Source organism: Limnohabitans sp. 15K, assembly GCF_002778285.1.
Lineage (GTDB): Bacteria > Pseudomonadota > Gammaproteobacteria > Burkholderiales > Burkholderiaceae_C > Limnohabitans_A.
This window is the reverse complement of record NZ_NESM01000001.1, coordinates 1,714,813-1,728,592: the sequence shown is the minus strand read 5'-3', so window position 1 is coordinate 1,728,592 and position 13,780 is coordinate 1,714,813. Positions and strand designations below refer to the sequence as shown.

Sequence of the window (13,780 nt, the reverse complement as noted above, 5' to 3'; positions counted from 1 at the left end):
CATGCGCTCATTTGTGTCGACCACGGTCATGGCCATTGCTCTTGGCGGCTTGCCATGGATGGCCTCGGCTGAAACCAAATTGATCACCGAAGCCGAGGCCCAAACGCCGAACCTTCAAGTGCCGGCCACGCGTGCCATCTCCCGCGGCCCGGGAATCAGTTTGCAGTCACCAGCCGACGTGGCGGCCAAGTCATTTGCCTTCAAACTGGCCTTTGAACCTCGGGGGGGCGCCAAAATTGACGAGTCAACCCTCAAAATCGAATACCTCAAGCAGCCCGTCATCGACCTGACGTCTCGCTTCAAGCCTGGATTGAATGGCAACGTGCTGGAGTTGGCCCAAGCCAGCGTGCCCGCAGGCGCCCACCCGATCCGAGTATCGGTGCGTGATTCGGAGGGACGTGAGGCACAAACGGTCATCCGATTGAACGCCAAGTGAGCGCCCTCACATTCAACTGCCCATATTGCTGGCTGGACGTGCCCGCCCAAGCCACGGTGTGCGGGCATTGCACCCGGGATCTGGTCTTGTTCAAACCGCTGGCACTCCAGCTGCAAGCGGTGAGTCAAGAGGTAGAACAACTCAAGTCTGCTTTGACACAGCAAGCGCAAGCCTTGGCGCAAATACAAACCCAAGGTGTGCAATCCGCGGCACTGTCGTTTGCTGACGCATTGCCGCAGGCAGAACCGACAGATCAAACGCCCACGAGAGCGCCGTCTTGGTTCATGCTGATCACCGTGGCGCTTTTGACCATCCCCGCCATTGGTTTATGCCACTGGGTGCTGCTGTTCATCTATGACGCACCGCCTTTGTTTTTACGGGTGCTGACGATCGCTTTGCCGGCTTTATCCGGTTATGTGTGTGCCCGCCAAAGTGGTTTGGGCTGGGTTGCGCAGCTCTTGTCGGCGCTGGTGGTGGCTGTTGGGTCTGTTGTTTTGATGCTGGGCATCACGGCTTACATCGATACGGTGCCACTGTGGCCCAACAATCCACGCGACTGGCGCGAGACCCTCGAATACACCGCGGCGATTGGCTTGGGCTTTTTCACAGGCTATTTGATGCTCCGTTTGGTCACGCTCTGGCGTCAAAAACAAAGCAACATCATCAACCTTCGGGTCTTGCTGGAGCGCGATGACAAGGGTCATTTCAAGATTACCGAAATTTCCAACCAGGTTCATAGCCTGGTGACCGCCGCCGCACCCTTGGTGTCTACAGGGGTTGCGCTTTATTCCGGGCTCAAGGCTTTAGCGGGCGCCTGAAGCCTGTTGTTTTCTGGGTGGTGCTCACATGAAGAAACCTGCTGGCGTATTGTTGGCTTTGACGCTTTTCTCGGCTTGGCCCGTACACGCACAAACACCGGGTTTGCGTTCGGCATTGGTCATTGGCTTGAGCCAATATGGGGCCAACACCGGTGCGGCCACTTTGGAGGGTGTTCCCCATGACGTCGACAGTGCCAAACGCATTGCCATGGCCATGGGCATTCCCGCCAACCAGATTCGCGTTGTGCGTGACCAAGACGCCACCAAAGAAAACATCCTGCAGGAAATTCGCCAATTGGGGGACCGCACCAAAGAGGGTGGCCGCAGCTTTATTTATTTCTCGGGCCACGGCACGCGCTATTGGGACCCTTCCGTCAATGGTTGTGTCGAAGGTTTGCTGACCCACGATGGCCAAGCTATCACCAATGCCGAGTTGGCACAGGCCACCCAAAAAGTCTCCGCCAATGCAGACAAGGTCATCACCATGATCGATGCATGCCACTCGGGTGGGATTGCCAGCAACAAAACGGCCACCCGGTCCATCGGCGGCATTGAGTTCAAGCCCAAGTTCACATTCAAAGCCAGCAGCGCAGCTGACGCTTGCAGCAAACCCTCCAACTTGAAAACACGCAGTCTGTTGGGCGAGTCCACGCGTTTGGGGGCTTTGCAAGAAAACGTGGTCCAAATCACCTCTTCTCGGCCCGATGAAGTCAGCTTCGACGAACCCGGCAAAGGCGGCTTGGCCACTCAAGGCATTCGCGATTGCTTGCTGGGCAAGGCCGCTGACACCGATGGTTCGGGTGCTGTCTCGCTGGCAGAGGTTGAGCAATGTGCACAAGCGTCCATTGACCAAAAACTCAAAGGTGTGAAAGACCTGACGCCTCACCACGTCTCCGTTTCTGGAAACCGCAATTTAATCCCTGTGGCACAACAACGGCCTTCGGCTCAGGCACAAGCTCAGGCACAAGCTCAGGCACAAGCTCAGGCTCAGGCTCAGGCTCAGGCTCAGGCGCAAGCTCAGGCTCAGGCACAAGCTCAGGCGCAAGCTCAGGCTCAGGCTCAGGCTCAGGCACAGGCACAGGCACAGGCGCAAGCTCAGGCACAGGCGCAGGCGCAAGCTCAGGCTCAGGCACAAGCTCAGGCACAAGTGCCACCTTCACCTGCACCGCTTGCCGTCGCACCGCCTGTTGCCGCAGAGCCGATGCTGGCCTCTTTGGCCACTTTGAACGACATTGCCCAACAACGCGACCCGCGCATCGTGTTGGATGTCAAGCTGAGCAAGCCCGTTTTAAAAATTGGCAAAGATGCTTTGGACCTGAGCATCAAATCCAGCCACGATGGCTACATCTACATGGTCTTGCTCGGCAGTGACCGCAAGAGCTTCTACGTGCTCTACCCCAACGGACTCGACAAAGACAACAAGATCAAGGCCGGTCAAACACGCAAACTGCCCCGTCCCGACTGGCAACTGGAAGCCGCAGGACCACCCGGCACAGACCATCTTCTGGTGATGGTGTCTTCAAGCCCACGTCAAGTTGACCGTTTGGCCATGGCCGAGCCCTCCGCCACCAACCCGTTCACATTTGCCCTCAATGAAATTGGTGGCCGCGCCGCGCTGATCAACTTCTTGGTTCACAACAAGGATGGCGAGGGTTCCGAGCGCTTTGGTGCCAAACTTCTCACCCTGAAAGAAGTTTTATGAAACGTTTTACTCTGGCTTTGGCGCTTGTCTTGATAGGCGTATCCGCATCGGCCCAACTGTTGCAACAAGCCTCCAAGGACGATCTGATCGAGAAGCTCACGCCACCACCGCCACCCGCTACACGCAGTTTGCGCAACATCGCCCCCAAACCTGTGAATGTGGACTTGTCGATCAACTTTGATTTCGACTCGGCCCGCCTTCAAGCGAGCAGCAAACCTTTGCTGGACAACCTGGCCCAAGCCATGAACAGCGAGCGCCTGTCCAGCTTGAAGTTCAAAGTGGAAGGCCACACCGATGCCAAAGGCAAACCCGAATACAACCAAGAGCTCTCTTCACGCAGGGCTGCGGCCGTACAGTCTTATTTAACCAGCCAAAACGTCAACGCAGATCGCTTGCAATCGGAAGGCAAGGGCGCCAGCGACTTGCTCACACCAGACAAGCCCTTGGCCAGCGAAAACCGCCGGGTCCGAATCAGCTTGGTCCCGTGATGCGCTTTGCCTCATGTCTACCCGGACCGATCTTGGCGCTGAGCCTTTGGGCCTTGTTCGCGCCGGTCCATGCGTTTGATCTGGTCTCGGTGCAAGAAGCACAAGCCTCAATGGCGGCAAGTGAACCCCTCAGCGCCAAAGTCAGTCCCGTTTCTGGCGCGCCCCAAATCGAGGTTCTTTATCCCAAATTGGACGCACCCATCGCATCGCCTACACCCATCCAATTGATGTTTGTGCCTGCTGCCAGCAGCATGGTGCGACCCGAAACCTTCAAGGTTTTGTACGGCAGACTGCGCATCGACATCACACAACGCTTGGTCAATGCCGCCAAAGTGACCGCTGAAGGCATCAACGTTCAAGAAGCCAGTCTGCCCAAAGGCACGCACCGACTTCTGATGAGTGTGGAAGACTTACAAGGCCGTCAAGGCACCAAGTCCTTGGATTTCGAAATCAAGTGACGCCTTTCGCCCAAGTGCTTTGGGCCACCCTCTGAGCCTGATCCATTTTGAACACCCCCGAATCCCGAGAACGACGGGCCCTTTGGCTCTTGTGGGTCACGCCTGCCCTGTGGTCCGTCAACTACATCGTGGCGCGAACCGCCCCCGGGGTGGTCGAGCCGCACATGCTGGCATTGGGCCGCTGGGCGCTGGCGGGTTTGATCGTGGGCTTCATTGCGCGCAGTGAACTTTGGCGCGAACGCCGCAGCACCCTGGCGCACGCGGGGCAGTACCTGGTGCTGGGGGCCTTGGGCATGCTGGTGTGTGGGGCGTGGGTTTACGAAGGCGCACAAACCACCAGTGCCATGAACATCGCCCTGATTTACGCCGCCTCGCCAGTGCTGATCGCTTTGGCCGCGGTGCTCTGGCTGGGCGAGCGGTTTTCTTGGCGGCAAGGCTTGGGCGTGTTGATCGCCATGTCCGGCGTTTTCCATGTGGTGGTCAAAGGGCAATGGGGCGCATTGGGCCAAGTGCAGTGGATCGCAGGCGATGGCTGGATCGTGCTGGCCATGGTCTCGTGGGCCGGTTTTGCTTTGCTGCAAAAGAAATGGCCCAGCCCCCTGAGTGCCACCGCACGTTTGGCGGCCATTTGCGCGGGGGGTGTGGTGGTCCTTTTGCCATTCGCCATTTGGGAATACCAACAAGCCAGTACCCCTGCTTGGAGTGGGCAAGCCACACTGTTGGTGGTGTTGGCGGGATTGGTGCCGGGCGTGGGGGCTTATTGGGCCTACGGTTTTTGCCAGAAAGTGCTGGGGGCCAGCCGAGTGGCCGCTAGCCTGTACCTGGGCCCCTTGTATGGGGGCCTCACCGCTTGGGCTGTGCTGGGAGAGTCTTTGGGCTGGCACCACGTCGCCGGTGCTGCGTTGATTTTGCCCGGCATCTATCTGGCTTCAAAGCCAACGCCGCTCAAGGCCCAAGCCTGAAAAGCAAAAGGCCTCCAAATGGAGGCCTTCTCAGAGCAGGATGCACCACACACCCCAGCCGCTGGCAACGCTCAAATGTAATAAGAGAAGTTGTTGATCATGCGCGGCGTACGGCGGGCCAAGTAGGTGGTCAGGTCGGCGGAAGGCGCATCCGCTTGGGTTTGGGGTTCTTCAGAACGGTCCATGGCCAACTGCAGGTCTTGCATCAAACGGCTGTCGGTTTGGGCGATGGCCCAAAGGCGCTCATCAGAGCGGCGACGGGCCACATGGGCAGACCAGCCGTCCAGGCCGACCATCAGGTTTTGCGCCATCAAGCGGCTCACACCGCGCAGTGCAGCGATGGCCACGACCGCCACCGCCCACAGCGCCAGCCATGCAGCCAACACATGGGTTTCGGCCCAGTCGTCGATCAAGTGGTCGACCAAGACCACCGAGGCGGCGACGCCAGCAGCCAACATCCAAGTGGCCAATGTTTTGGTGGAGGTGCTGGGTCCTGTATCAGCGGCACGGCCGGTGGGCACAGTGCCCAAAAAAGATTTGGTGGTGTTCATGTTTCATTCCCTAAATTTGATTTTTGTTGGCTTTGGCGGCACAAATCAACAAACTCGATGGGTGAATCATAGGGTTTTTACCCATGCGACTCAACTTTATATTCATGATGTCCATCATTCATAATGGTGATACATCAAAGGGGTTTGCATGAACTCAACCATTCCAGCCGCGTTTCGCACCCTCGACCTCAACTTGCTTCGAATTTTTGACGAAGTCATGGCCGAACGCAGCCTGACCAAAGCGGCACACAACCTGTCCATGACCCAACCTGCGGTGAGCAACGCTGTGCGCCGCTTGCGCGATGCACTGGACGACGAGCTGGTGCGCCGCCATGGCCACGGGATCGAGCCCACCCCACGCGCTTTGGCGCTTTGGCCCAGTGTGCGAGAAGCCTTGCGGCAGCTTCAAGAAGCCATCGTCCCTAGCCATTTTGTGCCCCACCTGGCCCACAACACCTTCATATTGGCCATGGCCGACGCCACCGCTGCCGAGTTGATGGGCGAACTGGCCAGGCAACTGCAAACCCAAGCGCCCGGTGTGTCGCTGCGGGTGGTGCCGCTGACCACACGCGACCCGCGAAACCTGCTCAGCGATGGCGTTGCCGACATCGCGCTGGGTTACTTTCCGGCCGTATTGACCGATTTGACCGGCCGCGCACAAGCGGGCGAAGCCGTGTCGTTTGAACACCAGCGCCTGTATGCGGGTGAATATGTCTGCGTGATGCGGCAAGGCCACCCCCTGGCCGAGCAGCCCATGACGCTCGACGCTTACTGCGCCGCGCGCCATTTGTTGGTGAGCTTTTCGGGCCGCCCCTATGGTTTTGTCGACGAAGCGCTGGCCAGCATTGGACGCCAGCGCCGCATCGTGATCACCGTGAACCAGTTTTTCACGGCGGGGCAAGTGGTGGTCAACTCCGACTTGCTCACCGTCTTGCCGCGCCACTTTGTGCCCACCACAGGCATGGGCGACCAACTGGTGCTGCGTGAACTGCCGTTTGACGTGCCCCCTGTACACGTCGAAGGACTGTGGCACCGACGACAACAACACGACAGCGCACACCAATGGCTGCGCGCACAAGTGCTGCAAGTGGCGCAAGCCGCATTTTCCGCAGGGGAACTGGCATGAACATCCAATTGCTGTCCGACCTGCACCTCGAGTCCAACCCCGAATTCATGCCCACCCCCGCCGAAGGTGCCGATGTCTTGGTGTTGGCAGGCGACATCGGTTCGTACCAAACCCAATCGGCACTGAGTGCCGCGGGCGATACCGACTTTGGCCTGCAACGCTTTTCGCCCTTGCACGGCTGGCCCACTCCGGTGCTGTTTGTGCCCGGCAACCATGAATACGACGGGCTGGACTTCGACGAAGCGCACGCCCGCTTGCAAGAAACCTGTGCGCGGCTGGGCATCACTTGGCTGGAGCGCGAAATGCTGCAATTAGGTAGTGTGCGCTTTGTGGGCAGCACCTTGTGGACCGACTTTGACGCGTTGGGGCCGCTGGCGGGCCAGACTTTGCCTGACCCTGCATCGGCCAAATTTCCGGCCCACTTTCACCACCCCAACAGCCAGTACACGCGCCAACTCAAAGCGCGCGACAAAGCCTTTCGCGCGGCAAACTATTACCTGCGCAAAACCCTGACCACCCGGCATGGCGAACCCTGGTTGGCCGAAGGCCTGCGCAAACAAGCGCTGCAATGCCAAGAATGGTTGGGCGAAGCGCTTAGCACGCCGTTTGATGGCACCACCGTGGTGGTCACGCACTTTGCCCCCAGCCTGCACAGCGCCGACCCGCGTTATGGCCGGGTGCCGGGTACGGCGGGGTTTTGCAATGCACTCGACCACTTGTTGCCCCAGGCGCAGCTTTGGTTGCACGGCCATTTGCATTGCCCCAGCGACTACATGCTCAACGGCTGCCGCGTGGTGGCCAACCCCTTGGGCTACGCCCGCAAAAACGAGCAGCTGCAATTCAAAGCCCAAGGCACATGGTCCGTTTGAGTGGCGTAACAAGCACCTCTTTTCATGACTTGGGTCAAGGCAACCCGCCCAAGTCACCCTTAAAGTGAAAGCTTGTTTGGCACCGCAACAGGAGACCGTGATGAAAATCTTATTGGCCGTCGATGGCAGCGAATTCACCAAAAAAATGCTGGCCTACCTGACCACGCACGAAGAACTCTTTGGCGCGCACAACCGCTACACCTTGCTGAACGTGAACCCGCAGCTACCCGCCCGTGCACGCTCGGCCGTCGGCAAGGACATGCTTGAGACCTACCACCGTGAAGAGGCCGAAAAAGTGCTCTCTCCTGTGACCAAGTTTTTGGTGCGCCACGGCATCGATGCCAAAACCATGGCCAAAGTCGGTCATGCCGGTGAAATCATCTCCAAAGCCGCAGAGACCGGCAAATTTGACATGGTGGTGATGGGCTCACACGGCCACGGCACTTGGGGCAACTTGGTCATGGGCTCGGTGGCCACACAGGTGCTGGCCAACTGCAAAGTGCCTGTGTTGCTGGTGCGCTGAAAGCGCCATGTCGCGAGCAGGGGCCCGCTCCTACAAAAATGGTCAGCGAGCGCTCAGTCCATCGAAGCAGGTGCTCATCACCAGATCGATGATTTGCGCGTCGCTGTGCTGCTCGCCCATTTTGAGGAACTCCAAAACCGGGTCGCAGGCGCGGGCAAACAAGGTGTAGAGCACGGCGACGGCGGGCAATGCTTTGTTGATGTGGCCTTGGGCCTGTGCTTCTTCGATCCAGCCACCCAATGCGTCGCTGACGTCCATCAAACCATCCATGTAATCTGGATCGCCCATCAAGGTGGCACGCAAACTGGAGTTTTGGCTGGGCAAAGAAGGCATCAGGCCTTGCAGCTTCAGAGTCATGGTCCAGCGGGTGACCTCCTTGAGCTTGTCCATAGGCGCTAGGTCTGAAGGCAAGGCCTGAATGAACGCCTGCGCCTTGCTCATGGCTGCCACCATCGCGGCGCAGGCCAACTCTTCTTTGCTGGCGAAGTGTTTGTAAAGACTGGCTTTGGCAATGCCCACTTCGGCGGCCACTTCGTCCACCGTCATCGCGTCAAAACCTTTTTCGGCCAGCAAACGGTTCACCGACTGGATGATCGCCGCCTCACGGGCCGCCAACATCTGGATCTTGAAAGACTTTTTGGGCAAGGCCTGTGCGGTGGTGTTCATGATCACATTTTAGCCCGCAAGGCCAAAAAAAGACCCGCCAGTCATGGCGCAGACCACCAGAACCAAAGCGAAAAGGCCGGTTTTGGCCACTTGATCAGGCTTTTTGCACCCCAGCCACCCCCGAACGGATGGCCCACTGCGCTTGGGTCTTGAACACGCCATCCGCTCGCGCGGGGTTGGCCGTGGTCCTGAATTCGGCGCTGACGCCTTCGGGCCGCACGTCCAACAAGGTGTAACCCCGCTCGTCGGAGCGGGCATGCACGATGTCCGGGTTGCTCTCGCGAATTTGGGCCAGCAACTTCTCCCCCAAGCCGCGCGAGGTGATCGACGTGGTCACGATCTCGCTGGCCACCACGGGCGAGCGTTCGTCGTTGGGCTGCACGCGCAACTGGGCCGCCACGTTCATGTGCACATCGCCGCCCAGCACCACCACGTTGCTCAAACCTGCTTCGGCCACCGTGGCCAAAATTCTGGCGCGGGCTTGTGGATAGCCGTCCCAGCCATCGGTGAAAGCACTGCGCCCCAAAGGCGTGTTGACGCCGCTGGAACTCATTTGTGTCGACTGCCCCACCAGTTTCCAGCGCCGTGTGCTGCGCGTCAGGCCCTCGGTGAACCACTGCTCTTGGGCCACCCCGAGCATGCTGCGCGACGGATTGGCCAAGGCCTCACAACCCACCACCACACGGCCCCCACCCCGGTTCGGGTCCGGACAGGCCTGGTGGTCGCGGTATTGACGGCAGTCCAGCGTCCAGAGATCGGCCAACTGGCCCCAAGCCATGCGGTCGTGGATGCGCATCTGACTCGGGCTGGCCGGATCGGGCCCCAAGCGGACCGGCATGTGCTCAAAGTAAGCCTGGTAAGCCGCAGCGCGGCGGCGCAAAAACACCTGTGGATCGTTGAATTTGTTGTCCAAGTCGTTGGCGTAATCGTTGACGACTTCATGGTCGTCCCAGGTCATCAGCCAGGTGTGGGCGGCGTGGCAGGCGCGCAGATCGGCATCGCTTTTGTACTGCGCATGCCGCTCACGGTATTCGTCGAGCAGCGTGGGCACAGCGCCCACATGTTTGCGCAACATGTACTGCGGGTTGGAGCTTTCGTAGATGTAGTCGCCCACAAACAGCACCAAGTCCAGGTCGCGCTGGGCCATCTCGCGGTGCGCGACAAAGTAACCCTGCTCGTAATGCTGGCAAGACGCCAAAGCAATGCGCAGGCGGTCCACCGGGTCGTTGATGCCGGGGCTGGTGCAGGCGTGGCCCACCGGGCTGGTGGCGCTGCCGCACACAAATCGGTACCAATAGTGTCGCCCTGGCTGCAGGCCACTGGCCACCACATGCACGCTGTGCGCACGAGACGCATCGGTTTGCACGCGCCACTGACGCACGGGCTGGCGCAAAGCGGCATCACCAAACACCTCGCAGACCACCGACATGCTTTGCGCTTTGAAGGCGGCATCGGCCTCGGTGATCCGCAGGCGCGTCCACAACACCACACTGCCCGGCTGCGGCTGGCCACTGGCCACGCCCAGACTGAAGGGGTCCACTTGCCAACGCGGGCCAGCGCCTTGCACCGCGCCCGACACCGCTTGGGCTTGGGCGGCTGCGCTCAGCCAAGGCATCAAAGCCCAAGCCAAAGCTCGGCGGTTCAAATCACGGCGGGAAACAAGCGAACGGTTCATGTCGGGCAGGTGCTGGGCGAGCAAAGGCAGAAGGTCAGGAGTTGGACAAGCATGTTACCCCGGACACCCGCTGCGCAGCACTGCGGGTTGGCCGCTTGCTTGCGGGTGACAGGCTTGGCCGCTGCACGGCGGCACAATGATCGACATGAACCTGCCCGAAAAAATCCGCAAAGACCAACTGGACGGCTTGGCTGTCGGCATTTTGCTGGTGTGCTGCATGTTTTGGGGCTTTCAGCAGGTGTTGGTCAAAGCCACGGTGGCCGAACTGCCGCCCGTGTTCCAGTCGGCGGTGCGCGGCGTGGGGGCCACACTCCTGTTGTGGCTGTGGTGCCAGTGGCGCGGCGTGCGCCTGTTTGAACGCGACGGCAGCTTGTGGGCGGGTTTGCTGGTGGGTGGCCTGTTTGCAGCCGAATTTGCTTTCATCTACATCGGTTTGCAGCACACGGCGGCCTCGCGGCTGACGGTGTTTTTGTACACCTCGCCCTTTTGGGTGGCAGCCCTGGTGCCTTTGTTCATCCGCACCGAGCGGCTGCGGCCTGTGCAATGGTTGGGCATGGCTTGCGCGTTTGCCGCCGTGGTGTTTGCCCTGCGCGAAGGTTTTGGCGGCGGCGGCGCCACGGGCGACCTGATGGGCCTGGCCGCAGGCGCCTTGTGGGGCTTGACGACGGTGGCCATCCGCGCGGCCAACCTCACACGTCTGGCTGCTGAAAAGCTGCTGTTTTACCAACTGGCCGTGAGCACCGTGGTGCTGGTTCTGCTGTCGCACCTGCTGGGTGAACCCTGGGGCAGAACCTGGAGCGACTTTGCCATGGGCTCGGTGGCGCTGCAAACCGTGGTGGGCGCATTCGCCAGCTACTTGGCCTGGATGTGGATGCTGGGCCACTACCCCGCCACCAAAATCTCGGCCTTTGTCTTTCTGACCCCACTGTTCGCCCTGCTGTTTGGCATGCTCTGGCTGGGCGAAACCGTGACCCTGACCTTGCTGCTGTCTTTGGCGCTGGTGGCGGTGGGCATCGTGCTGGTCAACAAACGCTGAAGGCGTTCACCAGCGGCCCTGGTGCGTGACCAGGCCGTACCAAAGCGCCCCCATCTCCCGGCCCATGCTGGTCTGCCCGGCCTTGGCGGTGGCGTTGGCCGCCAGGTGCACCATCACCAGCTTTTGCGATGGGTCCACAAAAATCGCCTGGCCGTAAACGCCGAGCAAAGCAAAGCGGCGCTGCTGACCGGGGAAAGTCCAGACCTGGTAGCCGTAGCCGTAATACGGCGTGGCCCGAAGCGGCGCAAAGGCCGACGGGTGGCGTTTCCAATCGGTGGCTTCGAGCACAAAGTCGCGCGGCAAGATCTCGCCCAGGTCCGGGCGGTCTGGCCGCGTGCCGTCATTCGCCAGCAGCATGCCCAAGCGGGCGTAATCACGCGCTGTGGCGTTGAAGTTGCCGCTGGCGCGCTCCAGCCCATTGGCCCCGGCCCGCCACAGGCCAGAGGTCTCGGCCCCCATGGGTTGCCACAGGCGCGTTTGCAGGTAGCTGCTCAGCGTCTCGCCCGTAGCACCCTGCAGCACCAGCGCCAATATGTCGGTCTCGGCACTGGCATAGTTGAAGCGTTCGCCTTGCGCGTGAAGCCGCTCGATGATGACCCGCGCACCTTCGGCCGCGCCGCCCCGATAGGCGGCCATGCCGTAGCGGGCCAGATCGTCTTTGCCGTCGTAGCGCTCGTCAAACTTGGCGCCCGAGGACATGCGCAGCAAATGGCGCACCGTGGTCTCGCCGTAAAGCGTGCCTGCCAGCGTCGGGGCATAGCGGTCGGCCCGGTCGTCGAGCGACTGGATGCGCCCCTCGCGCAGGGCCAGGCCCACGGCCATCGCGGTGATGGTCTTGGCCATCGAGTTCGACAAAAAGCGGTGGCCCGCGTTGCGCCCGTATTGGTAACGCTCGACCTGGATGACGCCGTCCTTGATCACCAGCAAGGCCATGACGCGCTGGCGGTTCATGTAGTCGTCGATGCTCAAACCACTCTCATGGTTGATGCCCCAGCGGTAGGCAGATTCTTGCGCAGCCTTGGGCAATTCGAGCGGCTGCGCGGCAGGCGCCATGGCGTTGGCGCGTCCACCCATCAGGCCCGGGATCTCGGCGTGGTGCGTGAACGAACCCACACGCACGCATTCGTCAAAAAACCAATTGCGCTGGGTGCCCACTGGGTAGCCCTGGTCTTTGCACAGGGCCGCTTCGTCGGGCGCGGCCAGCGCCGCCGTCAGGCTCAAGCAGCAGCCAATGAGCACAAGCCATACAGAGTGAGCAACACGCATAACAGACCTTTCAGACGCCGCCATGCTAGCGCACAGGTGACGCTGGGCGCTACCGACCCCCTGCACTTTGGTGCAAAGTAGCGCATCTTTTAGGAACCACACCATGACCTACCAAGCCCTGCAAATCCACAAAGACGACGCCGGTTACCGCTGCACCCTGCAAACGCTGGACGACAGCGCTTTGCCCGAGGGCGATGTGACGGTGCAGGTGGACTACTCCACCCTCAACTACAAAGACGGCCTGGCCATCACCGGCAAATCGCCCGTGGTGCGCAAGTTCCCGCTCACGCCGGGCATCGATTTGTCGGGAACGGTGACCGAAAGCCAGCACCCGCTGTTCAAGGCGGGCGACCAAGTCGTTTTGAACGGTTGGGGCGTGGGCGAAAGCCACAGCGGCGGTCTGGCCCAAAAGGCGCGCCTCAAGGGCGACTGGTTGGTCAAACTGCCCGCTGCCTTCACCCCGCGCCAGGCCATGGCCATTGGCACGGCAGGCTATACCGCCATGCTGTGCGTGATGGCGCTTGAAAAGCACGGTGTCACACCGAACAAGGGCGACATTTTGGTGACGGGCGCTGGCGGCGGCGTGGGCAGCGTGGCGATCGCCTTGTTGGCCAAACTGGGCTACCGCGTGGTGGCCAGCACTGGCCGCCTGCAAGAAGCCGACTATCTGCGCCAGCTGGGCGCGGCCGACGTGATGGACCGGGCCGAACTGTCCGCCCCCGGCAAACCACTGGCCAAAGAACGCTGGGCCGGCGTGGTCGACACCGTGGGCAGCCACACCCTGGCCAATGCTTGCGCCAGCACGAAGTACGGCGGCGTGGTGACAGCCTGCGGCTTGGCCCAAGGCATGGACTTTCCATCGAGCGTGGCGCCTTTCATCTTGCGCGGCGTGACGCTGGCGGGCATCGACAGCGTGATGGCCCCGCGTGCCGTGCGTGAAGCGGCCTGGGCACGTTTGGCACAAGACCTGGACGCCGCGCAGCTCGAACGCATGACCCGTGAAGTGGGTCTGGCCGACGCCATTGGTTTGGGCGCGGAGATTCTGGCGGGCCAAGTGCGCGGCCGGGTGGTGGTCAACGTCAACGCCTGACGACACCCGCTGCGCTGCAAGGCGCAGCGCAGCTGTAACGCAGGTGTCTGTTCTCAGGGTTAACACGATGTGCTGTGCGCATGCGGGTCCTTACGATGGGCCATCGTCAACCCA

Annotated in this window: 15 protein-coding genes; 11 read left to right on the top strand and 4 right to left on the bottom strand. The window is 60.8% G+C overall.

Going from position 1 to position 13,780, the window contains the following annotated elements; genetic code table 11:
- Position 1 precedes the first annotated feature (1 nt).
- Genes B9Z40_RS08155 through B9Z40_RS08130 form a run of 6 tightly spaced genes read left to right on the top strand, consistent with a single transcriptional unit; the run spans position 2 to position 4,864 of the window.
- The gene (locus B9Z40_RS08155; protein ID WP_143473940.1) at positions 2 to 436 is read left to right on the top strand and encodes a hypothetical protein; all 435 of its coding nucleotides are present in this window, start codon (positions 2 to 4) and stop codon (positions 434 to 436) included.
- Positions 433 to 1,254 carry a hypothetical protein gene (locus tag B9Z40_RS08150; RefSeq protein WP_100172694.1) on the top strand — a complete coding sequence of 274 codons (822 nt, stop codon included), beginning with the start codon at positions 433 to 435 and terminating at the stop codon, positions 1,252 to 1,254. The genes B9Z40_RS08155 and B9Z40_RS08150 overlap by 4 nt, the downstream gene beginning before the upstream one ends.
- A 28-nt stretch (positions 1,255 to 1,282) precedes the next feature.
- Positions 1,283 to 2,956: a caspase family protein gene (locus B9Z40_RS08145; RefSeq protein WP_100172693.1), complete on the top strand. Its 1,674-nt coding sequence runs from the start codon at positions 1,283 to 1,285 to the stop codon at positions 2,954 to 2,956.
- On the top strand, positions 2,953 to 3,444 hold the full coding sequence (locus tag B9Z40_RS08140; RefSeq protein ID WP_100172692.1) for an OmpA family protein: 492 nt from the start codon (positions 2,953 to 2,955) through the stop codon (positions 3,442 to 3,444). Before B9Z40_RS08145 ends, B9Z40_RS08140 begins: the two co-directional genes overlap by 4 nt.
- A gap of 32 nt (positions 3,445 to 3,476) precedes the next feature.
- The gene (locus tag B9Z40_RS08135) at positions 3,477 to 3,902 is read left to right on the top strand and encodes a hypothetical protein (RefSeq protein ID WP_100172691.1); all 426 of its coding nucleotides are present in this window, start codon (positions 3,477 to 3,479) and stop codon (positions 3,900 to 3,902) included.
- A 47-nt stretch (positions 3,903 to 3,949) separates the two neighbouring features.
- Entirely contained in the window at positions 3,950 to 4,864 is a 915-nt protein-coding gene (locus B9Z40_RS08130) for a DMT family transporter (RefSeq protein ID WP_233204833.1), read from the top strand.
- A gap of 71 nt (positions 4,865 to 4,935) precedes the next feature.
- Here B9Z40_RS08130 and B9Z40_RS08125 read toward each other — a convergent pair whose 3' ends face one another.
- Positions 4,936 to 5,415, bottom strand: a complete 480-nt coding sequence (locus tag B9Z40_RS08125) for a hypothetical protein (RefSeq protein ID WP_100172689.1) — start codon at positions 5,413 to 5,415, stop codon at positions 4,936 to 4,938.
- 148 nt (positions 5,416 to 5,563) lie between these two features.
- On the opposite strand from B9Z40_RS08125, the gene B9Z40_RS08120 reads away from it, so the two are divergent.
- The 3 genes from B9Z40_RS08120 to B9Z40_RS08110 all read left to right on the top strand — a co-directional run bounded on the left by B9Z40_RS08120 (position 5,564) and on the right by B9Z40_RS08110 (position 7,933).
- Positions 5,564 to 6,541 carry a LysR family transcriptional regulator gene (locus B9Z40_RS08120; RefSeq protein ID WP_199172506.1) on the top strand — a complete coding sequence of 326 codons (978 nt, stop codon included), beginning with the start codon at positions 5,564 to 5,566 and terminating at the stop codon, positions 6,539 to 6,541.
- A complete protein-coding gene (locus B9Z40_RS08115; RefSeq protein WP_100172688.1) occupies positions 6,538 to 7,410 on the top strand; it encodes a metallophosphoesterase in 873 nt (290 codons plus the stop codon). Before B9Z40_RS08120 ends, B9Z40_RS08115 begins: the two co-directional genes overlap by 4 nt.
- Positions 7,411 to 7,510: 100 nt before the next feature.
- Entirely contained in the window at positions 7,511 to 7,933 is a 423-nt protein-coding gene (locus B9Z40_RS08110; protein ID WP_100172687.1) for a universal stress protein, read from the top strand.
- A gap of 42 nt (positions 7,934 to 7,975) precedes the next feature.
- On the opposite strand, the gene B9Z40_RS08105 is transcribed toward B9Z40_RS08110, so the two are convergent.
- Together B9Z40_RS08105 and B9Z40_RS08100 are read right to left on the bottom strand one after the other, a co-directional pair.
- Positions 7,976 to 8,599, bottom strand: a complete 624-nt coding sequence (locus B9Z40_RS08105) for a TetR/AcrR family transcriptional regulator (protein ID WP_100172686.1) — start codon at positions 8,597 to 8,599, stop codon at positions 7,976 to 7,978.
- 94 nt (positions 8,600 to 8,693) lie between these two features.
- Positions 8,694 to 10,274 (bottom strand): alkaline phosphatase, encoded by a 1,581-nt coding sequence (locus tag B9Z40_RS08100; protein WP_100172685.1) that lies wholly within the window; start codon positions 10,272 to 10,274, stop codon positions 8,694 to 8,696.
- A gap of 145 nt (positions 10,275 to 10,419) precedes the next feature.
- On the opposite strand from B9Z40_RS08100, the gene B9Z40_RS08095 reads away from it, so the two are divergent.
- Complete coding sequence (locus tag B9Z40_RS08095) at positions 10,420 to 11,310, top strand: DMT family transporter (protein WP_100173002.1); 891 nt, start codon at positions 10,420 to 10,422, stop codon at positions 11,308 to 11,310.
- A 6-nt stretch (positions 11,311 to 11,316) separates the two neighbouring features.
- Here the strand turns inward: B9Z40_RS08095 and B9Z40_RS08090 are convergent, their stop codons facing one another.
- Positions 11,317 to 12,576 carry a serine hydrolase gene (locus B9Z40_RS08090; RefSeq protein WP_158238069.1) on the bottom strand — a complete coding sequence of 420 codons (1,260 nt, stop codon included), beginning with the start codon at positions 12,574 to 12,576 and terminating at the stop codon, positions 11,317 to 11,319.
- Between the two features lie 103 nt (positions 12,577 to 12,679).
- Between B9Z40_RS08090 and B9Z40_RS08085 the strand changes: the two genes are divergently transcribed.
- Entirely contained in the window at positions 12,680 to 13,666 is a 987-nt protein-coding gene (locus tag B9Z40_RS08085) for an MDR family oxidoreductase (protein WP_100172683.1), read from the top strand.
- The last annotated feature ends 114 nt before the right edge of the window (positions 13,667 to 13,780 follow it).